Genomic DNA, 23,858 nt, shown 5'->3' with positions numbered 1-23,858 from the left:
CTGTTTAAGTTAAGACTTCGTTTGTTCGGGCTGCGCGCCTGCGGCTGGCTGCTGTTGAGCGTTATTATCAGCTGCGACTTCCTGCGCTTTCACCTGAACACCGGGTTTAATTTTCTGCAAACCGGTTACGATAACGCGATCGCCATTATGCAAACCATCTGTTACCAACCACTTGTCGCCGATAGCCTGACTGGTCGTCAGCTGACGCACTTCGACTTTGTTATCTTTGCCGACAACCATCGCTGAGGCTTCACCACGCGGAGTACGCGTTACGCCTTGCTGAGGAACCAGCAGCGCGTCCGGGTTAGTCCCTTCTTCCAGTTTTGCTCGTACAAACATGCCTGGCAGCAGGGTTTTATCCGGGTTAGGGAAGATGGCTCGCAGGGTGATAGAGCCCGTGGTCTGGTCAACCGTCACATCGGAGAATTCAAGAGAACCTTCCTGAGAGTAGGTTGTGCCGTCGCTGGTCACTAACTGAACCTTCGCTTTGCCGTTTTCCTGTTTCAGTTTGCCGGAGGCCAGCTCCTGCTTAAGGCGCAGGAAATCGTTGCTGGACTGGGTGACATCCACATAAATCGGGTCGAGCTGCTGAACGGTAGACAGCGCGGTGGTTTGCCCGCTGGTTACCAGCGCACCTTCAGTGACGGAAGATTTACCAATCCGGCCGCTGATAGGGGAGGTGACTTTGGTGTAAGCCAGGTTGATGCGAGCCGTTTCTACAGCGGCCTTCGCAGCGACGACGGCAGCATTTGCCTGTTGGGAATCGGCAAGGGCGGTGTCGTAGTCTTGTTGACTGATGTATTTAGTGCCCAAAAGTTTCTGGTAACGAGCCAGCGTAATTTTAGAAATGTTAGCGCTGGCCTGGGCTTTCGCGAGGTCGCCTTTCGCGCTGTCGTAGGAGGCCTGATAAGTCGCAGGATCAATTTGATAAAGCGAGACACCCGCCTTAATTTCACTTCCTTCCTCGAAGTTACGCTTCAGGATAATGCCGCTGACCTGCGGGCGAACTTCTGCAATACGGTAGGCACTGGTACGGCCTGGAAGCTCAGTCGTTATCTGTAATGGCGCGCTCTTCAGAGTAACCACGCCCACTTCAGGGGCCTGCGGCGCACTCTGTTGGGCCTCTTTGTCGTTACATCCTGTAAGCGCTAAGCTGCCTGATAGCATCAGAACGGCCGCCAGAGGCGTAAACCCTCTGTTTTTGTTCATAAGTAAACCTCGAGTGTCCGATTTCAAAGTTGTTCAATGGATCAAGTGTCCATAAACCCATTGCTGCGTTTATATTATCGTCGTGCTATGGTACATACATTCACAAATGTATGTAAATCTGACTCCAGTAAATTCCGCGACATATGGCACGAAAAACCAAACAACAGGCGCTGGAAACCCGCCAACACATCCTCGATGTAGCCATTCGCTTGTTCTCGCAGCAGGGCGTTTCTGCTACGTCACTCGCGGACATCGCCAAAGCGGCAGGGGTTACCCGTGGAGCTATCTATTGGCATTTCAAAAATAAGTCAGATTTATTTAATGAAATCTGGGCGCTAACAGAGTCCAGTATTGGGGATCTTGAGACTGAGTATCGGGCAAAATTTCCTGACGATCCACTGTCTGTTGTCAGAGAGCTGCTAATTTACATATTACAGGCAACGGTAACGGAAGAGAGACGTCGGCTGATGACGGAGATTATCTTCCATAAATGTGAATTTGTTGGCGAGATGGCGGTTTTACAGCAGGCACGGCGCACCCTCTACATGGAAGCCAACGAGCGTATAGAAATGAGCCTGCAACGCTGTATTGATGCCGGAGCGCTTCCCGAAGATCTGCGCCTCACCCCGGCTGTGATCCTGCTGCGCAGCTACATTACAGGGCTGATTGAAAACTGGCTTGTTGCCCCGGACAGCTTCGATCTACACGGTCAGGCCAGGGATTATATCGCTATTCTTCTGGAAATGTTCCAGATGTCACCCACGCTGCGCGCGGCGTCCTGTTCCGCCGGCTAATTTTCGGAATACGCCCGGCTTCCCCACCCTAAGGTTCGCTATTCGGCGCGGGCAAGGCGTGATATTCTCCCTGCTCCTTATGATGGCTTGTTTCGACCACCTCCCCGAACAACACACCCATGACTAAGCAGCAAACTTTCTTATCGCGAATTTTCATCGTCCTGATCCTGCTTTGCGGCACTCTTTTCCCGGTTTATTCCGCGCTGGCGCAAAACAATGGCGATCTGCCTAACCGCGCTGACGTGCAAAGCCAGCTCGATGCTATCAACAAGCAGAAAGACCTGACGCCGGATGAAAAGCTCCAGCAAAAAGATCTGACGGAAACCCTGGAGACGCTGGATAAAATCACGCGTATCAAACAGGAGACCGCGGCGCTGAAAACGCAGGTGGCACAGGCGCCTGAAAAGCTGCGCCAGGCTACGGATGCGCTGAACTCACTCAACACCGACAGCGACGATATCCAGACGCGGGCAACGCTTGCCTCGCTCTCCTTGCGTCAGCTTGAAGCCCGGGTGTCCGGCGTGCTGGACGATCTTCAGGCCGCCCAGAACGATCTCTCGACCTACAACAGCCAGCTTGTATCGCTGCAAACGCAGCCGGAGCGCGTGCAGAATGCGATGTATAACGCCTCCCAGCAGCTGCAACAAATCAGAAACCGGCTGAACGGCACCACGCCAGGCGAAGCGGCGCTGCGTCCGACCCAGCAGAACCTGCTGCTGGTACAGCAGTCCCTGCTTAATGCCCAGCTGGAACAGCAGCGCAAAAGCCTGGAAGGAAACACCACGCTGCAGGACACGCTGCAAAAGCAGCGGGACTACACCACCGCCCATATCAACCAGCTTGAACACTCTTTGCAGCTTTTACAGGAAGCGGTAAGCAGCAAGCGCCTGACGCTGACCGAAAAAACGGCGAAGGAGGCGGTCACCCCGGATGAGGCGAGCAGCATTCAGAGCAACCCGCTGGTGAGCCAGGAGCTGGAGATAAACCATCAGCTCAGCCAGCGCTTAATCACCGCAACCGAGAACGGCAATAATCTGGTGCAGCGCAATATTCGCGTGAAAAACTGGCTCGACCGCGCTCTGCAATCCGAACGCAATATCAACGAACAAATCTCCGTTCTGAAGGGGAGCCTGCTGCTGTCGCGCATTCTCTATCAGCAGCAGCAGACCCTACCGTCGGCGGATGAGCTCGAAGATATGACTAACCGCATCGCCGACCTGCGCCTCGAGCAGTTTGACGTTAACCAGCAGCGCGATGCGCTCTTCCAGAGCGATGTATTCGTCGACAAAATTGAAGAAGGGCATAAGGCCGAAGTGAACGACGACGTTCACGACGCGCTGCTGCAGGTTGTGGACATGCGTCGCGAGCTGCTGGACCAGCTGAACAAACAGCTCGGCAACCAGCTGATGATGGCCATCAACCTGCAAATCTACCAGCAGCAGCTGGTCAGCGTAAGCTCGTCGCTGCAGGCCAAGCTGACCCAGCAAATCTTCTGGGTAAACAGCAACAAGCCGATGAACTGGGAGTGGGTCAAAGCCTTCCCCGGCGCGCTGCACGCGCAGCTCAAAGGCATAAAAATTGATTTCAGCCTGAAGAAGGTGCTCGACGCGCTCTTCGTTTCGCTGTTTACCGCGCTGCCGCTCCTGCTGATAGCCGGGCTCATCCGCTGGCGCTTCCGGTGGATTGACAAAAAGCTGGAGAAGCTGGCGGCGGACGTCGGACAGCTGCGCAGCGACAGCCAGCTCAACACCCCAAAAGCCATAGCGTTAAACCTGCTTAAAGTGCTGCCTGCGACGCTTGCCATCCTGGCCGTGGGGCTGGTTCTGCTGTTTATGCAGACCAGCATCAGCGATCTGCTGTGGAGCTTTGCCAAAGAGCTGGCGCTGTTCTGGCTGGTCTTTGGTCTCACCTGGCGGGTGCTGGGGGCAAACGGCATGGCCGTTACCCATTTCAACATGCCGGAGCAGCTGACGCGTCATTATCGCCGTCAGATTGTGCGCATCAGCCTGGCGCTGCTGCCCCTGCTCTACTGGTCGGTAGTGGGTGAGCACTCACCGCTGCACCTGATGGACGACGTGCTCGGCCAGTTCATGATTTTCCTGAACCTGCTGCTGATTACCGCGCTGGTCATCCCGATGTGCCGCGACAACTGGCGTGACAAAGAGTCGCACACGATGCGCCTGGTGACCATGACCGTGCTGTCCATCGTACCGATAGCGCTGCTGGTGCTGACCGTGACGGGCTACTTCTACACCACGCTGCGCCTGGCGAACCGCTGGATAGATACCGTCTACCTGGTGATTATCTGGAACCTGCTGCACCAGACGATTATTCGCGGCCTGAGCGTGGCGGCGCGCCGCATTGCCTATCGCCGCGCCCTGGCTCGCCGTCAGAACCTGGTGAAGGAGGGGGCGGAAGGGGCCGAGCCGGTGGAAGAGCCGCCGCTGGCGCTTGACCAGATTAACCAGCAGACCATGCGCCTGACCATGCTGCTGATGTTCGCGCTGTTTGGCGTGGTGTTTTACGCTATCTGGTCTGATTTAATTACCGTTTTTGCCTATCTCGACAGCATTGTCCTGTGGCACTACAACGGCACGGAAGCGGGGGCCGCGGTGGTTAAAAACGTCACCATGGGCAGCCTGCTCTTTGCGCTGGTGGCGTTTATGGTGGCCTGGGCGCTGATCCGCAACTTACCTGGCCTGCTTGAAGTGCTGGTCCTTTCACGGCTCAAAATGCGCCAGGGGGCCTCCTACGCCATTACCACGATCATGAATTACACCATCATCGTGATTGGCGCGATGACCGTCTTTGGCTCGCTGGGCGTCTCCTGGGACAAGCTCCAGTGGCTGGCGGCGGCGTTATCGGTCGGCCTTGGATTTGGCCTGCAGGAGATCTTCGGAAACTTCGTCTCCGGCCTGATCATCCTCTTCGAACGTCCGGTGCGCATCGGCGATACGGTGACCATCGGTACCTTCTCCGGCAGCGTCAGTAAAATTCGTATTCGTGCGACGACGATTACCGATTTTGACCGCAAAGAAGTGATCATCCCGAACAAAGCTTTCGTCACGGAAAGGCTGATCAACTGGTCGCTGAGCGATACGATCACCCGCGTGGTGATCCGCCTGGGCGTGGCCTACGGCTCCGATCTGGATAAGGTAAAAGAGATCCTGCTCAAAGCCGCCCACGACCATCCGAAGGTGATGCACGATCCCGAGCCGTCGGTGTTCTTTACCACCTTCGGGGCGAGCACCCTGGATCACGAGCTGCGCCTGTACGTGCGTGAGCTTCGCGATCGCAGCTACACCGTGGATGAGCTAAACCGCAATATCGACAGGCTGTGCCGTGAAAACAACATCAACATTGCCTTCAACCAGCTGGAAGTGCATCTGCGTAATGAAAAGGGCGATGAGTTTACGGAAGTAAAGCGCGATACGCCTAAGCCTGCGGGCGAGGATATCGCCCCCGCGTAAAAGAGGCGTCAGCGGGAAGAGGGCTCTTCCTGCTGCTTGCGCAGAAAGTCCTGGCGGACCATCTCCAGCGCGCTCAGCACGGTGGCCGCCGGGATCTCATGCTGTTCAAGCAGCATGATCAGATCCACGGCAAGTTTCACATCATCCGGTGCGTTATCCAGCGGCATAGTCGTTTTCCTCATTATTGGCGAAAGTGGCAAAAATAGCTAAATAGATTAATAGCTTAGTTGGCGAGGCCGCGCTCGCGGCGTTCAATGGCGCGCTCTATCCGCGCGATCGCCTGTCGGCAGCGCTGTAAACGCCCTTCCTGGGCGGCAATCTCCCGCTGGAGCTGCTGCTGGGCGGCAAGCGTCGTCTGGATCCCCAGCTGGCTCTCCCGATCGCTGATCATCGCCTGCAGGCGACGCTCATAGTCCTGGTGGGTCGACAGCTTTTCATACAGATTCTCTGGCGCAGGCTTCTGCGGTTCTCTGGTGCGTAATTTCCAGGTTGCCAGCTCCCGCTGCAGCGCGGCAAGCTGTGCGACCAGTTTCTCTGCCAGGAAAGCGACCTGCTCCGTGCGGCCTGTTTTCACGCTAAGCTGTAGCTGAGCGAGGTTGGCCTGAGCTTCCGCGAGATAATCTTTCAGCTGGGTGCTGTGGGTGTTGAACAGCTGTTTGTCGAAGCGGGCCTGCGAGGCGCGCTGCAAAGACAGTGGCTCGATGGCTGCCGCCAGTTCCGCGACGCGTGCATCAAGAGCTTGTAAGAGCGAAGCGGTTTTCACAAAATGACTCTCCAGTGGCAGCGCGGTGTTCGCGCCAGTTTATTCCAGGAATGGGTATGCAACGGACTATTTTAATCATCATCGGTTGGCTGGCGGTAGTCCTCGCGACGTTTGGCGTGGTGCTGCCCCTGCTGCCGACCACGCCGTTTTTGCTGCTGGCGGCCTGGTGCTTTGCCCGCTCGTCGCCCAGGTTTCACCACTGGCTGCTTTATCGCTCATGGTTCGGCGGCTATCTGCGCCACTGGCAGAAGCACCGGGCCATGCCGCCGGGGGCAAAACCCAGGGCCATGATATTTATCGTGATAACCTTTGGCGTCTCTCTTTATCTGGTCAACATTCTTTGGGTGCGGCTATTCTTGCTGATGATGCTGTGCGCGCTGCTTATCTTCATGTGGCGCATGCCGGTAGTTGACGAAAAGCAACAAAAACCCTGAACCGCGCCTGCGGGAGTTGCAAATGTGCGCGGCAGCCAGTAAATTCGACCGTTTTCGAGCACGGGTGCGGCTGGTCAAATTCTGGACTGCGGTTCAATCTGAACCTGCAACGCGCTCGGTGAGTTTCATGTTTTTAGCAGGCATTAATTATGACCGCGACCGCGCAGCAGCTTGAGTATCTGAAAAATAGCATCAAAAGCATCCCTGATTACCCAAAGCCGGGGATCCTGTTCCGTGACGTTACCAGCTTGCTGGAAGATCCGAAAGCATACGCCCTCAGCATTGAACTGCTGGTAGCGCGCTTTAAAGACGCCGGCATCACTAAAGTGGTGGGTACCGAAGCACGTGGTTTCCTGTTTGGCGCACCTGTTGCGTTAGAGCTGGGCGTTGGTTTTGTGCCGGTGCGCAAGCCGCGCAAACTGCCACGCGAAACCATTGCTGAGAGCTACGAGCTGGAATACGGCACCGATCAGCTCGAGATCCACGTCGATGCGATCCAGCCGGGCGATAAAGTGCTGGTGGTGGACGATCTGCTGGCAACCGGCGGCACCATTGAAGCAACGGTTAAGCTTATCCGCCGCCTGGGTGGCGACGTGACCGACGCGGCCTTTATCATCAACCTGTTTGATATCGGCGGCGAGCAGCGCCTTGAGAAAATGGGCGTTAACAGCTACTGCCTCGTCCCTTTCCCGGGTCACTGAGTCCTGAAAAAACGGTGGATGGCGCCTTCGCTTATCCACCCTACGGCTCCGTATCCCGCAGCATACAGGCCTCGCCCATCGGGTGGGGCTTATGTTAGCATTACCCCCTCACATTCACCTTTCCCGCGATCAAAGAAGCCAATCTGAGAATGAGCTACCAGGTCTTAGCCCGCAAATGGCGCCCACAAACTTTTGCTGATGTTGTCGGCCAGCAACACGTGCTGACCGCGCTGGCTAATGGTTTGTCGCTGGGCCGTATCCACCATGCTTACCTTTTCTCCGGAACGCGCGGCGTGGGGAAAACCTCCATTGCCCGACTGCTGGCGAAAGGACTGAACTGTGAAACCGGCATTACCGCCACGCCCTGCGGCGTGTGTGATAACTGCCGCGAAATAGAACAAGGGCGCTTTGTCGACCTGATAGAAATCGATGCCGCCTCGCGCACCAAGGTAGAAGATACCCGCGACCTGCTGGACAACGTTCAGTACGCCCCGGCGCGCGGCCGCTTCAAGGTCTATCTTATCGATGAAGTGCACATGCTCTCCCGCCACAGCTTTAACGCGCTGTTGAAAACGCTGGAAGAGCCGCCTGCACACGTCAAATTCCTGCTGGCGACGACGGATCCGCAGAAGCTCCCGGTTACCATTCTTTCCCGCTGCCTGCAGTTCCACCTCAAGGCGCTGGACGTCGAACAGATTCGCCATCAGCTTGAGCATGTGCTCGGGGAAGAGAAAATCACCAGCGAACCGCGAGCGCTGCAGCTGCTGGCCCGCGCCGCAGACGGCAGCCTGCGAGACGCGCTAAGCCTCACCGATCAGGCGATTGCCAGCGGTGACGGGCAGGTGACCACCGCTGCGGTAAGCTCCATGCTGGGCACGCTCGACGACGACCAGGCGCTGTCGCTGATTGAGGCGATGGTGGGTGCCGACGGCGAACGCGTGATGGCGCTGCTCAATGACGCCGCCGCCCGCGGCGTGGAGTGGGAAGCCTTATTAGTTGAAATGCTCGGTCTGCTGCACCGCGTGGCGATGGTGCAACTCTCGCCAACGGCCCTGGGCAGCGACATGGCGGCCATTGAACAGCGCATGCGTGAGCTGGCTCGTACTATTCCGCCTGCGGAAGTTCAGCTCTATTACCAGACGCTGCTGATGGGCCGCAAAGAGCTGCCGTGGGCGCCGGACCGCCGCATGGGCATCGAAATGACCCTGCTGCGTGCGCTGGCGTTCCATCCGCGCAAACCGATGCCGGAGCCGGAACAGCCCCGTACCATAGCTAGCATACCGGTTGTTAATCCGGGTTCTCCGCCTCCGAGACAGCAGGCTGCGCCGCCACCGGCGCAAAGCGATGCCCCGCTGCCGGATGCCACCAGCCAGATACTGCAGGCGCGGACACAGTTAATGCGCCAGCAGGGAGCCCAAAAAGCAAAAAAGAATGAGCCGGCGGCGCCAAATTCAGCGCGGCCGGCAAAAAACACCGCGCTGGAGCGCCTTGCATCGGTTACCGAGCGGGTACAATCTCGCGCCACGGCTATAGTTGAAGAGAAGCCGGAAGCTAAACCTGAAGCGTATCGCTGGAAGTCGCAAAACGTCGCTGAGGAAGTTGTTGAGCCCGTAGCGACGCCGAAGGCGCTCAAGCGAGCGCTGGAGCATGAAAAGACCCCTGAGCTTGCCGCAAAGCTCGCCCAGGAGGCGATTGAACGTGACGCCTGGGCGGCTGAAATCAACCAGCTGGTGCTGCCGAAACTGGTGCAGCAGCTGGCGCTGAACGCCTGGAAAGAGCAGGATGGCCCACGGGTCTGCCTGCATCTGCGGGCCAGCCAGCGTCATCTGAATTCCCCGTCCGCGCAGAAGGCGCTGACGGACGCAATGAGCGCCCACGCTGGCGAAACTGTTGAACTGACTATTATTGAAGATGATAATCAGGCGCAGCGAACGCCGCTGGAATGGCGTCAGGCCATCTACGAAGAGAAGCTGGCGCAGGCGAAAGAGTCTATGAGTGCGGATAACAACATCCAGACGCTGCGTCGTTTCTTCGACGCGGAGCTTGATGAAGACAGCATTCGTCCTATTTGACAGGTCCGGCGCGTCCGGCCTGTTGTAAACCCTGATAGCCGCTAACCGCGTTGTGCGCGTCGGCGGCCCGAGCGAAAGAGAGAAGATTATGTTTGGAAAAGGCGGTGGTCTGGGTAACCTGATGAAGCAGGCCCAGCAGATGCAGGAAAAAATGGCCCAGGCTCAGGAAGAGATCGCTCAGATGGAAGTCACCGGTGAATCCGGCGCGGGTCTGGTTAAGGTGACCATCAACGGTGCGCACAACTGCCGCCGCGTGGAAATCGACCCAAGCCTGATGGAAGACGACAAAGAGATGGTTGAAGACCTGGTTGCTGCGGCCTTCAACGATGCGGCCCGTCGTATCGGCGAAGCGCAGAAAGAGAAAATGGCCGGCGTCTCCAGCGGCATGCAGCTGCCGCCAGGCTTCAAAATGCCGTTCTGATGACCGGCGGATGACGCACTGCTTTCCGTCCTACGGTTGGTTACGTAGGTCGGATAAGCGCAGCGTCATCCGACAAAAACAACGCCCTGAATTACTCCTCTTCAAACGCCGCGTAGCTCTCCACCAGAAAATCAATCAGCGCCCTGACCGCCGGTAGCTGACCGCGCCGGGAAGGAAACACCACGTGAATAATCTCCCGCCTTGCCCGCCAGTCCGGCAGCAGGTGCACCAGCTTACCCGCAGCTATATGCTCGTTTAACATCAGCTTTGGCAGCTGCACTATTCCCACACCGGCGACCGCCGCGCTGCGCAGCGCAATCATATCCGTGGTAATAAACCGTGGCGCGTGATGAAGAATGACTTCCTGCTGATTCGGGCCATACAGACACCAGCGATACACCTGCTGCGGCTTGCTTAAGGCGAGGCTCGGCCAGTGCTGCAAATCCGCCGGGGAATCAGGCTGTCCGAACTGCGCCACCAGCTCCGGGCTTGCCACCAGGCACATGCCTCTGTCGGCAAGCTTGCGCATTACCAGATCGCTGTCCTCCAGCGGCAGGGGGCGCACGCGAATGGCCAAATCCACGTTTTCATTCAGCACATCCACCTGACGATTCGTCTCCTCCAGCTGTACGGTCACCTGCGGGTAGAGCGCCATAAAGCGCGCCAGCATCTCGCCCACGTGGACGTGAAGCAGGGTGATGGGGCAGGCCAGACGAATCAGGCCGCGCGGCTCCGCCCGCAGCGTATCAATCGCCTCCTGAGCCGCCTCCGCTTCGATCATCATCGCCTTACAGTGGCGATAAAATATCTGCCCCGCTTCGGTGACCGTAAAGCTGCGGGTCGATCGCTGGATTAAACGCGTCTCCAGCCTCTCTTCCAGCAGCGCGATGCGGCGGCTAAGGCGCGATTTCGGAATGCCAATGGCCCGGCTGGCGGGCGAAAATCCCCCGTGATCGACCACCTGCACGAAATACCAAAGATCGTTTAAATCCTGCATCTTATTGTCCTGTATATAGAACGCTGATTCCATTTTACCAGTCTACCGGAGCTACTGTCTTATGAGTAAGCTTTATCCATCAGATACAGCATTCACAGGAGAGAAAAAATGAAATCGATTCTCGGCGTCTATTCCGCCCCGGCCTCCCATTGGGTGGGCGACGGCTTCCCGGTTCGCTCGCTGTTCTCTTATGCAAAATTCGAGAAGCAGCTCAGCCCGTTCCTGCTGCTGGATTACGCAGGCCCGGCAGAGTTCAAACCGAGCAATAAAGGGCAGCGCGGCGTGGATCAGCACCCGCATCGCGGCTTCGAGACGGTCACCATCGTTTATAAAGGCGAAGTGGCGCACCGGGATTCAACCGGCAGCGGCGGGGTTATCGGTCCGGGCGACGTGCAGTGGATGACCGCAGGCAGCGGCATTCTGCACGAAGAGTTCCACTCTCCGGCGTTCAGCGAGAAGGGCGGAACCCTGGAAATGGTGCAGCTTTGGGTGAACCTGCCTGCGAAGGACAAAAACGCGCCCGCTGGCTATCAGTCCATTACCGACGCGGATATTCCGGTGGTCACGCTGCCCGACGGTGCCGGTGTGGCACGGGTCATCGCCGGTGAAATGGACGGGCAGAAAGGCCCGGCAAGAACCTTCTCGCCGATGCGTATTCTCGACCTGCATCTGAGCGCCCACGGCGTTACGCAGCTGAACCTGCCGGACGGCTGGAACACGGCGCTGGTGGTGCTGAAAGGCACCGTACAGGTAAACGGCCAGGAAGTGGTGCGTGAAGCACAGCTGGTGGTGCTGGATGCCAAAGGCGAAGGCGTAACGATTGAAGCCAACAACGATGCCGTGGTTCTGGTACTGAGCGGCGAGCCGCTCAACGAGCCGGTGGTGGGTCACGGTCCGTTCGTGATGAACAGCCGTGAAGAAATTAACCAGGCTATTGATGACTTCAACCAGGGCCGCTTCGGCCAGTCCATTGCTTAACCCATAACGGCTATCGCCCGATAGCCGTTTCTTTTTACGAAAGGATAAATACTATGATGCCTGCAAACTTTAACGGTCAGATCCCTACTATCGACGCTAACGATGCGGTAATGCTGCTTATCGACCACCAGAGCGGGTTGTTCCAGCTGGTGCACGATATGCCGATGCCAACGTTACGCACCCACGCAACCGTCCTCGCAAAAATTGCTACGCTTGCCAACATTCCGGTTATCACGACTGCCTCCGTGCCACAGGGCCCGAACGGCCCGCTGATCCCGGAAATTCATCAGTATGCCCCTCACGCCCAGTACGTTCCCCGCAAAGGCGAAATCAACGCATGGGACAACCCGGATTTCGTCGCGGCGGTTAAAGCAACCGGACGCAAAACGTTAATCATCGCGGGTACGGTGACCAGCGTCTGCATGGCCTTCCCGGCGATTAGCGCGGTGGCGGAAGGTTTTAAAGTCTTCGCCGTGATTGACGCCTCCGGCACCTATTCGAAAATGGCCCAGGAAGTTACCCTGGCGCGTGTAGTCCAGGCTGGCGTAGTGCCAATGGATACCGCAGCCGTCGTAGCGGAGATTCAGCACACCTGGAACCGTGACGATGCGATGGAGTGGGCAAACCTGTGGGGCGGCGTCTTTATCGAGTACGGCCTGCTGATGGAAAGCTACCAGAAAGCGCAGGATGTGGTGACCAATGAGGAGCAGCTGGATTCACAGCGCGGCTGATTTTTTCCCCCTGTGCGAGCCGTCGCGCAGGGGGATTATCTTTTTCTATACCCGCCCGCGGCGCTAATGTTAGGCTATGCCCCACTGTTTTTTTAGAAGCCTGAGCGATGCAAACCAGTCCTTTACTTACTGCCCTTATGGAATCCCTGCGCTGCCTGCCGGGCGTTGGCCCTAAGTCCGCCCAGCGCATGGCTTTCGCCCTGCTGCAGCGCGACCGCAGCGGCGGCATGCGTCTGGCCCAGGCGCTGACCCGCGCCATGTCTGAAATCGGCCACTGCGCGGACTGCCGTACTTTCACCGAACAGGAAGTTTGCGCCATCTGCAACAATCCTCGTCGGCAGGAAAACGGCCAGATTTGCGTGGTGGAAACCCCGGCGGATATTCACGCTATCGAAGCCACCGGGCAGTTCTCTGGCCGCTATTTCGTCCTGATGGGGCACCTTTCGCCGCTCGACGGCATCGGCCCGGCGGACATTGGCCTGGAGCGTCTGGAAGAGCGCTTAGCCAGCGAAAGTATCAAAGAGATTATCCTCGCCACCAACCCTACGGTGGAAGGCGAAGCCACCGCGAACTATATCGGCGAACTGTGCGGTCAGTACGGCGTGGATGCCAGCCGCATTGCCCACGGCGTGCCGGTCGGCGGTGAGCTGGAGATGGTAGACGGCACCACGCTGTCCCACTCTTTGGCCGGTCGCCACAAGATTACTTTCTGAGCAAACGCGGGAGGATCCTCTTCTTCCCGCTTGAAAATCTCCTCCGCTGTCCCCATTTCACACTCAACGTTTTCATCACCCTGTTTGATTTTGTTGAGGTATCAATGACCATGAAAGGACAAGAGACCCGTGGCTTCCAGTCTGAAGTGAAGCAGCTTCTGCACCTGATGATCCATTCTCTGTATTCAAATAAAGAAATCTTCCTGCGTGAGCTGATCTCCAACGCCTCTGATGCGGCCGATAAGCTGCGCTTCCGCGCCTTGTCCCAGGCCGACCTCTACGAGGGTGACGGTGAACTCCGCGTCCGCGTCTCTTTTGATAAAGAAAAACGCACGCTGACCATCGCCGATAACGGTATCGGTATGACCCGCGATGAAGCTATCGACCACCTCGGCACCATTGCTAAATCCGGGACTAAAGCCTTCCTCGACTCCATGGGCTCCGACCAGGCGAAAGACAGCCAGCTGATCGGCCAGTTCGGCGTGGGCTTCTACTCCGCGTTCATCGTGGCGGACAAAGTCACCGTGCGTACCCGTGCGGCGGGCGCGCCTGCTGATGCAGGTGTGTTCTGGGAATCCGAAGGCGCGGGCGAATATACCGTTGCGGATATCTCCAAAGCCGACCGCGGTACCGAAATCACTCTGCACCTGCGTGAAGGCGAGGACGAATTCCTCGACGACTGGCGCGTGCGCTCCATCATCAGCAAATACTCCGACCATATCGCGCTGCCGGTAGAGATTGAAACCCGTGAAGAGAAAGATGGCGAAACCATCCTCGGCTGGGAAAAAATCAATAAGGCGCAGGCCCTGTGGACCCGCAGCAAGTCTGAAGTGAAAGACGAAGAGTACAACGAGTTCTACAAGCACATCGCCCACGACTTTACCGACCCGCTGGCGTGGAGCCACAACCGCGTGGAAGGTAAACAGGAGTACACCAGCCTGCTGTATATCCCGTCGCAGGCACCCTGGGACATGTGGAACCGCGATCACAAGCACGGCCTGAAGCTGTATGTGCAGCGCGTGTTCATCATGGACGACGCCGAGCAGTTCATGCCGAACTACCTGCGTTTCATCCGTGGCCTGATCGACTCCAACGATCTGCCGCTGAACGTCTCCCGCGAAATCCTGCAGGACAGCCGCGTCACCCAGAACCTGCGCAGCGCGCTGACTAAACGTGCATTGCAGATGCTGGACAAGCTGGCGAAAGACGACAGCGAAAAATACCAGACCTTCTGGAAAAACTTCGGCCTCGTGCTGAAAGAAGGCCCGGCGGAAGACAACGCCAACCAGGAAGCGATTGCGAAGCTGCTGCGCTTTGCGACAACCCACACCGACTCCTCCGCACAAACCGTGTCGCTGGAAGAGTATGTGTCGCGCATGAAAGAAGGCCAGGAGAAGATTTACTACATCACCGCCGACAGCTATGCGGCGGCGAAAAGCAGCCCGCATCTGGAGCTGCTGCGTAAGAAAGGCATCGAAGTGCTGCTGCTTTCCGACCGCATCGACGAGTGGATGATGAGCTACCTGACCGAGTTCGACGGCAAGATGTTCCAGTCCGCCAGCAAAACTGACGAGTCTCTGGAAAAGCTGGCCGAAGAAGAGACGCCGGAAGCGAAAGAAGCTGAAAAAGCGCTGGAGCCGTTCGTTGACCGCGTGAAAACCCTGCTGGGCGAGCGCGTGAAAGAAGTCCGTCTGACGCACCGTCTGACCGACACCCCGGCTATCGTCACCACCGACAGCAACGACATGAGCACCCAGATGGCGAAGCTGTTCGCCGCGGCGGGCCAGGAAGTGCCGGAGGTGAAATACATCTTCGAGCTGAACCCGGACCACGGCCTGGTGAAACGCGCGGCGGACACCCAGGACGAAGCGCAGTTTGGCGAATGGGTAGAGCTGCTGCTTGACCAGGCGCTGCTGGCGGAACGCGGAACGCTGGAAGATCCAAACCAGTTTATCCGTCGAATGAACCAGCTGCTGGTATCTTAACTACCTCTGGTAGGTAGCGGGGTAATTGTCGGGTGGCGCTGTGCTTACCCGACCTACGAATGAACCGGTGTTGCAGGGTGGATGAGCGTTTAGCGCCATCCACCTTTCTTTTCTTTGACCTCCGCCACCAGCAGGCTTTCTTGAGGTTAAGCCGCCTTTAATGGTAAGGTCTTCGCCTCAGATCTAAGTACACAAAATCCAAACGTATGGGGAATTACGCAATGCGTATCATTCTGCTCGGCGCTCCGGGCGCAGGTAAAGGGACTCAGGCACAGTTCATCATGGAGAAATACGGTATTCCGCAAATCTCCACCGGTGATATGTTACGTGCTGCGGTAAAATCTGGTTCAGAGCTGGGTAAACAAGCGAAAGACATCATGGACGCCGGCAAGCTGGTGACCGATGAGCTGGTTATCGCGCTGGTGAAAGAGCGTATTACCCAGGAAGATTGCCGCAACGGATTCCTGCTTGACGGCTTCCCGCGCACCATTCCACAGGCTGACGCCATGAAAGAAGCGGGCATCAACGTGGACGTGGTTCTGGAGTTCGCAGTCCCTGACGAGCTGATCGTTGAGCGTATCGTTGGTCGTCGCGTACACGCGCCGTCCGGCCGCGTTTACCACGTCACCTTCAATCCACCTAAAGTGGAAGGCAAAGACGACGTGACCGGCGAAGAGCTGACCACCCGTAAAGACGATCAGGAAGAAACCGTGCGCAAGCGCCTGGTGGAATACCATCAGATGACGGCTCCGCTGATCTCTTACTACAGCAAAGAAGCGGCGGCGGGTAACACCAAATACGCGAAAATCGACGGCACCCGTAAAGTGACCGAAGTCAGCGCGGAGCTGGCTAAAATCCTCGGCTAATCTTAAGCCTGAGCACTCAATACCAGGGCCTGCCCTGGTATTTTTTTACCTCAAATTTGCCCATTCGCTGTTATCGGTTTCTCCTCCTCTCTTTTACGTTACAATTATCGGCACTGTGTTGATAAGGAGCGTTCATGAGTCAGGAAAAAATTGGCGTTTTATTGGCAAACCTCGGTACGCCTGATGCCCCAACCCCGGCGGCGGTGAAACGCTACCTGCGCCAGTTTTTGAGCGATACGCGAGTGGTCGATACCCCGCGTCTGCTGTGGTGGCCGCTGCTACGCGGCGTGATCCTGCCCATACGCGCCCCGCGAGTAGCCAAACTTTATCAGTCCGTGTGGATGGAAGAAGGCTCCCCGCTGATGGTCTACAGCCGCCGTCAGCAGCAGGCGCTGGCCGCGCAGCTGCCGGATATTCCCGTCGCGCTGGGCATGAGCTACGGTAACCCTTCCCTGAAAAGCGCCGTCGACGAGCTTCTCTCCCATCATGTGGATCATATCGTCGTGCTGCCGCTCTATCCGCAGTTCTCCTGCTCGACGGTCGCTGCCGTCTGGGACGAACTGGGCCGGATATTTGCCAGCTATCGTTCCATGCCGTCCATCTCGCTGATTCGCGACTACGCGGAAGATGAATCCTACATCAACGCGCTGGCCGCCTCGGTAAAACGTTCGTTTGCCGAACACGGCGAGCCGGAGATCCTGCTGCTTTCCTATCACGGCATTCCGCAGCGCTACGCCAACGAAGGTGACGACTATCCCCAGCGCTGCCGGGATACCACCCGCGAGCTGCTCAGCGCGCTGGAGCTGCCGCCGGAAAAAGTGATGATGACCTTCCAGTCGCGCTTTGGCCGCGAACCCTGGCTGATGCCTTACACCGATGAAACGCTGAAAATGCTGGCCGAGAAGGGCGTTAAGCATATCCAGGTGATGTGTCCGGGCTTCTCGGCGGACTGCCTTGAAACGCTCGAAGAGATGGCGGTACAGAACCGTGAGGTCTTTATCGAGGCGGGCGGCAGCAAGTACGAATACATCCCGGCGCTCAACGACGATCCGGCCCATATCGCCATGATGCTGAGCCTTATCGAACGCTATCGCTAATCGCGCCGCGGGCCGTGAATGTGCTACCATTCACGGCCTGATTAGCAACCCTCCTGTGACAGCCCATGAAATTTCCCGGCAAGCGTAAATCCAAACACTATTTCCCCGTCAGCCATCGCGATCCGCTGCTGCAGCAGGTCCAGCCTGAAAACGAAACCGGGACCTCCTGGATTGTCGGCATCGACCAGACGCTGGTGGATATTGAAGCCAAAGTGGACGATGAGTTTGTTCACCGCTACGGCCTGAGCTTCGGCCATTCTTTGGTAATTGCCGACGACGTCGCGGAAGCGCTGTATCAGGAGCTGGTACAAAAAAATCTGATTACCCACCAGTTTGCCGGTGGCACCATCGGGAACACCATGCACAACTATTCCGTGCTGGCGGATGACCGTTCGGTCCTGCTGGGCGTGATGTGCAGCAATATTGAAATCGGCAGCTATGCCTACCGCTACCTCTGCAATACCTCCAGCCGAACCGACCTCAACTATCTGCAAGGGGTAAACGGCGCGATTGGCCGCTGCTTTACGCTGATTAACGAGCAGGGCGAGCGGACGTTCGCCATCAGCCCCGGCCACATGAACCAGCTGCGCGCAGAGAGCATACCGGAAGAAGTGATTGCCGGAGCGTCCGCGCTGGTGCTGACCTCGTACCTCGTGCGCTGCCAGCCGGGCGAGCCCATGCCGGATGCCACCATGCAGGCGATTAGCTTCGCCAAAAAACACAACGTGCCGGTGGTGCTGACGCTGGGCACCAAATACGTGATTGCCGAAAACCCGGAGTGGTGGCAGGCGTTCCTCAAAGAGCACGTCTCGATTCTGGCCATGAACGAAGAAGAGGGGCAGGCGCTGACGGGGGAAAGCGATCCGCTGCTGGCGGCAGATAAGGCGCTGGACTGGGTGGACTTAGTGCTCTGTACCGCAGGGCCGGTCGGGCTGTATATGGCAGGGTTCACCGAAGAGTCCGCCAAACGCATTACCCAGCATCCGCTGCTGCCGGGCGCGATTGCCGAATTCAACCAGTACGAATTCAGCCGCGCCATGCGCCATAAAGACTGCGAAAATCCGCTGCGTATTTTCTCGCACATTGCCCCCTATATGGGCGGGCCAGAGAAAATCATGAACACCAACGGCGCGGGCGACGGCGCGCTGGCGGCGCTGCTCCATGATATCACCGCCAATAACTACCACCGCTCCAACGTGCCAAACTCCAGCAAGCACCAGTTCACCTGGCTGACCTATTCGTCGCTCGCCCAGGTGTGTAAATACGCCAACCGCGTAAGCTACCAGGTGCTTAACCAGCACTCGCCGCGCCTGACGCGAGGCCTGCCGGAACGTGAGGACAGCCTGGAAGAGTCGTACTGGGATCGCTGATACTCGAATGGTGGATGGCGCTGGCGCTTATCCACCCTACAAGGGCGCAGGCCGGATAAACGTTCAATGATTTATTTGTAGGCCGGATAAGCGTTCAGCGCCATCCGGCAGTTCAGCAGATTATTTGTAGGCCGGATAAACGCCAGCGCCATCCGGCACCTCAGCAGGTTTATCCAGCAGCCCCATCATCGTATTAGCAATCTCCCGCTCGCCCATTACGACCTCATTTGCGCCGCGCTCGGTGATGTAATCCACCTCGTCGTCGTAATGGGCGCGGGCAATAATCTCGATGTCCGGGCATTTTGCCCTGGCGGCCGCCACAATCTCCCCGGCTTCGTAGCCGTTCGGGATGGTCAGCAGCAGCCAGCGGGCGCAGTCCAGATGCGCCAGATTCATTATCTCTTCGTTAGCGGCGTTGCCCAGCACGGCACGAATGCCGCGTTCACGCAGCTCGTCCACCCGGCTACGGGAGGTTTCGACCACCACCAGTGGGATACCCTGTGCCATCAGCTTCTCGCCCAGCAGGCTTCCCACGCGGCCAAAGCCAACCAGCAGGGCGTGATGGCAGATATCCACCGGGATCTGCTTCTCGTCTTCCACAACTTCTTCCAGCGTCTGCTCGTCGAGGGTCTCGGTTTTTTCGAGATAGCGCTCAAGCACGGCAAACAGAATCGGATTAAGCATAATCGACAGGATCGCCCCCGCCAGCACCAGATTCTGGCCGTTTTGCGGCAGCAGGTTCAGCGCCATGCCCAGGCCCGCGAGGATAAAAGCAAACTCACCGATTTGCGCCAGGCTGGTGGCGATGGTCAGGGCCGTACGCTGGGAATGACCAAACAGGCGCACCAGGCCGAAGGCCGCCACAGATTTACCAAAGATGATAATGGCCAGCGTGCCCAGCACGGCCAGCGGCTCCTGAATCAGGATCATCGGGTCAAACAGCATGCCGACGGAGACAAAGAACAGCACGGCGAAGGCGTCGCGCAGGGGCAGCGTATCGTGCGCCGCGCGGTGGCTCAGCTCGGATTCGTTCAGCACCATACCGGCAAAAAAGGCGCCAAGCGCAAAGGAAACGTCAAACAGTTCGACCGCGCCAAACGCGATGCCCAGCGCCAGGGCCAGCACGGAAAGCGTGAACAGCTCGCGGGAGCCGGTGGCGGCGCTGCGAGCCAGAATCCACGGTACCAGGCGGCGGCCCACAACCAGCATAATAGCGATAAACGCCACGACCTTGCCGATGGTGATCCCCATATCCAGAGAGAGCGTTGCCAGTCCGACGTCGCCTTTCTCCATCATGCCTGCGACCGCTGGCAGCAGCACCAGGGTTAGCACCATCACTAAATCTTCAACGATCAGCCAGCCGATGGCGATTTGCCCGCGCTGGCTGTCGATAAGCTGCCGCTCCTCAAGCGCCCGCAGCAGCACCACGGTGCTGGCGGTAGAGAGGCACAGCCCAAAGACGATGCCGGTCATCAGCGACCAGCCCATCAGCGATGAAAGCGCCATACCCAGCAGCGTTGCAACGGCTATCTGTGCAATCGCGCCGGGAATGGCGATATTCTTTACCGCCATTAAATCCTTCAGGGAAAAGTGCAGCCCGACCCCGAACATCAGCAGGATCACCCCCAGCTCCGCCAGCTCAGGCGCAAGTTTGGTATCCGCCACGAAACCCGGCGTAAATGGACCCGCTAAGACCCCGGCTAACAGATAGCCCACCAGTGGTGATATGCGCAGCTTGTTGGCGAGCATACCGAGTAAAAAAGCGAGCACAAGGCCGCCGACAATGGTGGTGATAAGGGGTGTCGCGTGATGCATTCCGTCTCCTTTCGTTAGCGTAGGGTCCAAAAATCAGGCTGAAAATCCATATGTCACAGTAATAGTTTATGACAATTTCTTTATCGGCGTGGATGAATAATTAATGAATGTTATCGAAAAGGCGCATTTCGACAAATAAAACGCGCTGAGCGGCATTTCAGCCACTTAGGGTGAGAAAAGTCTTCAGGGATATGGGAAGGAAGGACGGCCAAAGCAAGGCTTTGGCCGGAAAAACTACGCTTTGTGGCGGTTATCAGGCAGGAATATGGTCAGCATGCCCAGTAAAGGCAGGAAGGCACAGATTTTATAGACCAACTCGATGCTGGTATGGTCGGCTACCAGGCCTAAGACGGCGGCGCCAAGGCCGCCCATCCCGAAGGCGAAGCCGAAAAACAGCCCGGAAACCATACCGATACGGCCCGGCATCAGCTCCTGGGCGTAGACCAGAATCGCCGAGAACGCCGAGGCGAGAATAAACCCGATAATCACGGTCAGGATCCCGGTCCAGTAAAGGGATGCGTAAGGCAAAATCATCGTAAACGGCGCGACGCCGAGGATTGAACCCCAAATCACGTATTTACGGCCAATTTTATCCCCCAGCGGCCCGCCAATCACCGTCCCTGCGGCAACGGCAAACAGAAACGCAAACAGATGGAACTGGGCGTTCTGGATGGACAGGCCAAACTTATGCATCAGATAGAAGGTGTAGTAGCTGCTGATGCTCGCCATATAGAAATATTTCGAGAAGATCAGCATCAGCAGAATCGAGACGGCCAGAATCACCTTATTACGTGGCAGCGGGTTGACCACCGGGGCTTTTGCTTTACCTTTGGACATCAGATGCTGCGCGGCGTACCAGCGGCTGATCTGCAGCAGCACCACAATCGCCAGCAGCGCGGCCAGCACGAACCAGGCAACGTTACCTTTGCCGTAGGGCGCGATAATCAGCGCGGCCAGCAGTGGCCCCAGCGAGCTGCCGAAGTTGCCGCCCACCTGGAACAGCGACTGTGCCAGGCCGTGGCGACCGCCGGAAGCCATACGCGCCACGCGTGAGGACTCGGGGTGGAAGATAGAAGAACCTGTACCCACCAGCGCGGCTGCCAGCAGCACCATCGGGAAGCTCCCCGCCAGCGCAAGCAGGATCAGGCCGCACAGCGTGAAGCACATGCCAATCGGCAGCGACCACGGCATCGGGTATTTATCGGTGTAGTAGCCCACCACCGGCTGCAGCAGCGATGAAGCAAGCTGGAAGGTAAGGGTGATCATGCCGATCTGCACGAAGCTTAGCGAGAATTCAGCCTGCAGCAGCGGATAGAGCGCCAGAATCAGCGACTGAATCATATCGTTAAGCAGGTGTGAGAGGCTGATGGCCCCTAAAATACCAAAGGAGGTGCGCGCCTTTTTCGCTTCCGGCGGCGTGAGCGTCTGTTCGGAGGTTGCCATAAATACCTGTGAGGAGCTGATTATTATTTTTGAACGGATAGCAGGGGTATCCGTAGGTTATTGTTACCCTGCTAACATACCTGCAGGTGAGAGTTGAGGAAAGTCGCAATTCATAAAACTTATTTGTCTATCCTGCTAACATTCTGATAATGGTTGAGGTTTTAGAAAATGGAGATTTTCAATGCGTTTCGCAATTAAAGGGGTGGCCACGGCGCTGCTGGTGGCATTAAGTCTGACCAGCGCATCGGCGCTGGCCTGGGAACAAGATAAGACCTACAAAATTACCATTCTGCACACCAATGACCATCACGGCCATTTCTGGCGCAACGAGTATGGCGAATACGGCCTGGCGGCGCAGAAAACGCTGGTCGACAGCGTACGCAAAGAAGTGGCGGAAGAGGGCGGCAGCGTGCTGCTGCTTTCCGGCGGCGACATCAATACCGGCGTGCCGGAATCTGACCTACAGGATGCTGAACCTGATTTTCGCGGCATGAACCTGATTGGCTACGATGCGATGGCCGTCGGCAATCATGAGTTCGATAATCCTTTATCCGTGCTGCGCCAGCAGGAAAAATGGGCGAAGTTCCCGTTCCTCTCCGCAAATATTTATCAGAAAAGCACCGGGGAGCGCCTCTTCAAACCCTGGGCCATCTTCCAGCCGCAGGGGTTAAAAATTGCCGTTATCGGTCTTACCACCGACGACACGGCAAAAATAGGTAACCCTGAATTTTTCACCGATATTGAATTCCGCAAGCCTGCCGATGAAGCGAAGCTGGTGATTCAGGATCTGCAGGCCAACGAAAAGCCGGACGTGATTATCGCGACGACCCACATGGGCCACTACGATAACGGCAACCACGGCTCGAACGCGCCGGGCGATGTGGAAATGGCCCGCAGCCTGCCAGCGGGCGCGCTGACCATGATTGTGGGCGGTCACTCACAAAATCCGGTCTGCATGGCCTCGGAGAATAAAAAAGACGCCGATTACGTGCCGGGCACGCCCTGCGCGCCGGACAAGCAGAACGGCACCTGGATTGTGCAGGCCCATGAGTGGGGTAAGTACGTAGGGCGTGCAGATTTTGAGTTCCGCAACGGCGAGATGAAGCTGGTGCGCTATCAGCTGATCCCTATCAACCTGAAGAAAAAGATCACCTACGACAACGGCGAGAGCGAGCGGGTGCTGTACACGCCGCAAATTTCTGAGAACCAGAGGATGCTTTCGCTGCTGACGCCGTTCCAGCGTAAAGGTCAGTCGCAGCTGAAAGTGAAGGTCGGCAGCGTGAACGGGCATCTGGAAGGGGACCGCAGCAAAGTCCGCTTCGTGCAGACGAACCTGGCGCGTGTGATCCTCGGCGCGCAGATGGCGCGCACCAGCGCAGATTTTGCGGTGATGAGCGGCGGCGGCATTCGTGACTCTATCGAAGCGGGCGATATCACCTATAAAGACGTGCTGAAGGTGCAGCCGTTCGGTAACACGGTGGCGTACGTCGATATGTCGGGTAAAGAAGTGACGGATTACCTGACGGAAGTTGCGAAGAAAACGCCAGATTCAGGCGCGTACCCGCAGTTTGCCAACGTCAGCTTTGTGGCTACGGCTAACGGTCTGCAGGATTTAAAAATCAAAGGCGAACCCGTTGACCCGGCCAAAACCTACCGCATGGCAACGCTGAGCTTTAACGCCACCGGCGGCGACGGCTACCCGGCCATCGACAAAAAGCCCGGCTACGTGAACACCGGCTTTGTGGATGCGGAAGTGCTGAAGCAGTATATCGAACAAAGCTCACCGCTGGATGTGAATACTTACGAACCGAAAGGCGAGGTGAGCTGGCAGTAATAAGCATCAGCGCCGTCCACCGCAATTTGTCGGATGACGCTTCGCTTATCCGACCTACGAAACGGATGTTGTAGGGTGGATAAGCGCCAGGGTACAAACCGGGCACATGGGTAACACTTTAGACCGGCCACATGGGTAACAGTTATAAACGGTATAGCAGAGGAG

Annotated in this window: 20 protein-coding genes and 1 other annotated feature; of the genes, 14 read left to right on the top strand and 6 right to left on the bottom strand. The window is 57.3% G+C overall.

Going from position 1 to position 23,858, the window contains the following annotated elements; translation table 11 throughout:
* Window positions 1-9 precede the first annotated feature (9 nt).
* Window positions 10-1,209, bottom strand: coding sequence for a multidrug efflux RND transporter periplasmic adaptor subunit AcrA (gene acrA, locus AAE045_RS15590; RefSeq protein WP_455548514.1), 1,200 nt, complete (start codon window positions 1,207-1,209; stop codon window positions 10-12).
* Window positions 1,210-1,352: 143 nt separating this feature from the next.
* Between acrA and acrR the strand changes: the two genes are divergently transcribed.
* Both acrR and mscK read left to right on the top strand, forming a co-directional pair.
* Entirely contained in the window at window positions 1,353-2,003 is a 651-nt protein-coding gene (acrR, locus tag AAE045_RS15585; RefSeq protein WP_455548513.1) for a multidrug efflux transporter transcriptional repressor AcrR, read from the top strand.
* A 119-nt stretch (window positions 2,004-2,122) separates the two neighbouring features.
* A complete protein-coding gene (gene mscK, locus AAE045_RS15580) occupies window positions 2,123-5,473 on the top strand; it encodes a mechanosensitive channel MscK (RefSeq protein WP_455548512.1) in 3,351 nt (1,116 codons plus the stop codon).
* A gap of 8 nt (window positions 5,474-5,481) precedes the next feature.
* Here mscK and rsmS read toward each other — a convergent pair whose 3' ends face one another.
* Window positions 5,482-5,640: a pleiotropic regulatory protein RsmS gene (gene rsmS, locus AAE045_RS15575; RefSeq protein ID WP_455548511.1), complete on the bottom strand. Its 159-nt coding sequence runs from the start codon at window positions 5,638-5,640 to the stop codon at window positions 5,482-5,484.
* Window positions 5,641-5,696: 56 nt separating this feature from the next.
* A complete protein-coding gene (gene priC / locus AAE045_RS15570) occupies window positions 5,697-6,236 on the bottom strand; it encodes a primosomal replication protein PriC (protein WP_455548510.1) in 540 nt (179 codons plus the stop codon).
* A 56-nt stretch (window positions 6,237-6,292) separates the two neighbouring features.
* Here priC and AAE045_RS15565 point away from each other — a divergent pair, with 56 nt between their 5' ends.
* The 4 genes from AAE045_RS15565 to AAE045_RS15550 all read left to right on the top strand — a co-directional run bounded on the left by AAE045_RS15565 (window position 6,293) and on the right by AAE045_RS15550 (window position 9,864).
* Window positions 6,293-6,670, top strand: a complete 378-nt coding sequence (locus AAE045_RS15565) for a DUF454 family protein (RefSeq protein WP_455548509.1) — start codon at window positions 6,293-6,295, stop codon at window positions 6,668-6,670.
* A 149-nt stretch (window positions 6,671-6,819) separates the two neighbouring features.
* Complete coding sequence (gene apt, locus AAE045_RS15560; protein WP_455548508.1) at window positions 6,820-7,371, top strand: adenine phosphoribosyltransferase; 552 nt, start codon at window positions 6,820-6,822, stop codon at window positions 7,369-7,371.
* A 149-nt stretch (window positions 7,372-7,520) separates the two neighbouring features.
* On the top strand, window positions 7,521-9,443 hold the full coding sequence (gene dnaX / locus AAE045_RS15555; protein WP_455548507.1) for a DNA polymerase III subunit gamma/tau: 1,923 nt from the start codon (window positions 7,521-7,523) through the stop codon (window positions 9,441-9,443).
* Window positions 8,776-8,840 (top strand) — a sequence feature (DnaX frameshifting element). Its footprint overlaps the gene before it by 65 nt.
* 88 nt (window positions 9,444-9,531) lie before the next feature.
* A complete protein-coding gene (locus tag AAE045_RS15550) occupies window positions 9,532-9,864 on the top strand; it encodes a YbaB/EbfC family nucleoid-associated protein (protein WP_202302036.1) in 333 nt (110 codons plus the stop codon).
* A 91-nt stretch (window positions 9,865-9,955) separates the two neighbouring features.
* Here AAE045_RS15550 and AAE045_RS15545 read toward each other — a convergent pair whose 3' ends face one another.
* On the bottom strand, window positions 9,956-10,861 hold the full coding sequence (locus tag AAE045_RS15545; protein WP_455548506.1) for a LysR family transcriptional regulator: 906 nt from the start codon (window positions 10,859-10,861) through the stop codon (window positions 9,956-9,958).
* A gap of 108 nt (window positions 10,862-10,969) precedes the next feature.
* Here AAE045_RS15545 and AAE045_RS15540 point away from each other — a divergent pair, with 108 nt between their 5' ends.
* The 7 genes from AAE045_RS15540 (at window position 10,970) to AAE045_RS15510 (ending at window position 18,601) form a co-directional block, all read left to right on the top strand.
* Window positions 10,970-11,839, top strand: coding sequence for a pirin family protein (locus tag AAE045_RS15540; protein ID WP_455548505.1), 870 nt, complete (start codon window positions 10,970-10,972; stop codon window positions 11,837-11,839).
* A gap of 53 nt (window positions 11,840-11,892) precedes the next feature.
* Window positions 11,893-12,570 (top strand): isochorismatase family protein, encoded by a 678-nt coding sequence (locus AAE045_RS15535; protein WP_455548504.1) that lies wholly within the window; start codon window positions 11,893-11,895, stop codon window positions 12,568-12,570.
* 107 nt (window positions 12,571-12,677) lie between these two features.
* Window positions 12,678-13,283 (top strand): recombination mediator RecR, encoded by a 606-nt coding sequence (recR, locus tag AAE045_RS15530; protein WP_202302030.1) that lies wholly within the window; start codon window positions 12,678-12,680, stop codon window positions 13,281-13,283.
* A gap of 110 nt (window positions 13,284-13,393) precedes the next feature.
* Complete coding sequence (htpG, locus tag AAE045_RS15525; protein ID WP_455548503.1) at window positions 13,394-15,268, top strand: molecular chaperone HtpG; 1,875 nt, start codon at window positions 13,394-13,396, stop codon at window positions 15,266-15,268.
* A gap of 221 nt (window positions 15,269-15,489) precedes the next feature.
* Window positions 15,490-16,134 carry an adenylate kinase gene (gene adk, locus AAE045_RS15520; protein ID WP_271127259.1) on the top strand — a complete coding sequence of 215 codons (645 nt, stop codon included), beginning with the start codon at window positions 15,490-15,492 and terminating at the stop codon, window positions 16,132-16,134.
* A gap of 134 nt (window positions 16,135-16,268) precedes the next feature.
* Window positions 16,269-17,231 (top strand): ferrochelatase, encoded by a 963-nt coding sequence (gene hemH / locus AAE045_RS15515; protein ID WP_455548502.1) that lies wholly within the window; start codon window positions 16,269-16,271, stop codon window positions 17,229-17,231.
* Window positions 17,232-17,296: 65 nt separating this feature from the next.
* A complete protein-coding gene (locus AAE045_RS15510; RefSeq protein ID WP_202302022.1) occupies window positions 17,297-18,601 on the top strand; it encodes an inosine/guanosine kinase in 1,305 nt (434 codons plus the stop codon).
* 120 nt (window positions 18,602-18,721) lie between these two features.
* On the opposite strand, the gene ybaL is transcribed toward AAE045_RS15510, so the two are convergent.
* Window positions 18,722-20,416, bottom strand: coding sequence for a YbaL family putative K(+) efflux transporter (gene ybaL / locus AAE045_RS15505; RefSeq protein WP_455548501.1), 1,695 nt, complete (start codon window positions 20,414-20,416; stop codon window positions 18,722-18,724).
* A gap of 234 nt (window positions 20,417-20,650) precedes the next feature.
* Window positions 20,651-21,859: an MFS transporter gene (locus AAE045_RS15500; RefSeq protein ID WP_455548500.1), complete on the bottom strand. Its 1,209-nt coding sequence runs from the start codon at window positions 21,857-21,859 to the stop codon at window positions 20,651-20,653.
* A 181-nt stretch (window positions 21,860-22,040) separates the two neighbouring features.
* On the opposite strand from AAE045_RS15500, the gene ushA reads away from it, so the two are divergent.
* Window positions 22,041-23,693, top strand: coding sequence for a bifunctional UDP-sugar hydrolase/5'-nucleotidase UshA (gene ushA / locus AAE045_RS15495; RefSeq protein ID WP_455548499.1), 1,653 nt, complete (start codon window positions 22,041-22,043; stop codon window positions 23,691-23,693).
* The last annotated feature ends 165 nt before the right edge of the window (window positions 23,694-23,858 follow it).

This window comes from Dryocola clanedunensis, assembly GCF_038405435.1.
Classification (GTDB): Bacteria; Pseudomonadota; Gammaproteobacteria; order Enterobacterales; family Enterobacteriaceae; genus Dryocola; species Dryocola clanedunensis_A.
The sequence above is the reverse complement of the archived record's forward strand: the minus strand, read 5'-3'. Positions and strand labels throughout refer to the sequence as shown.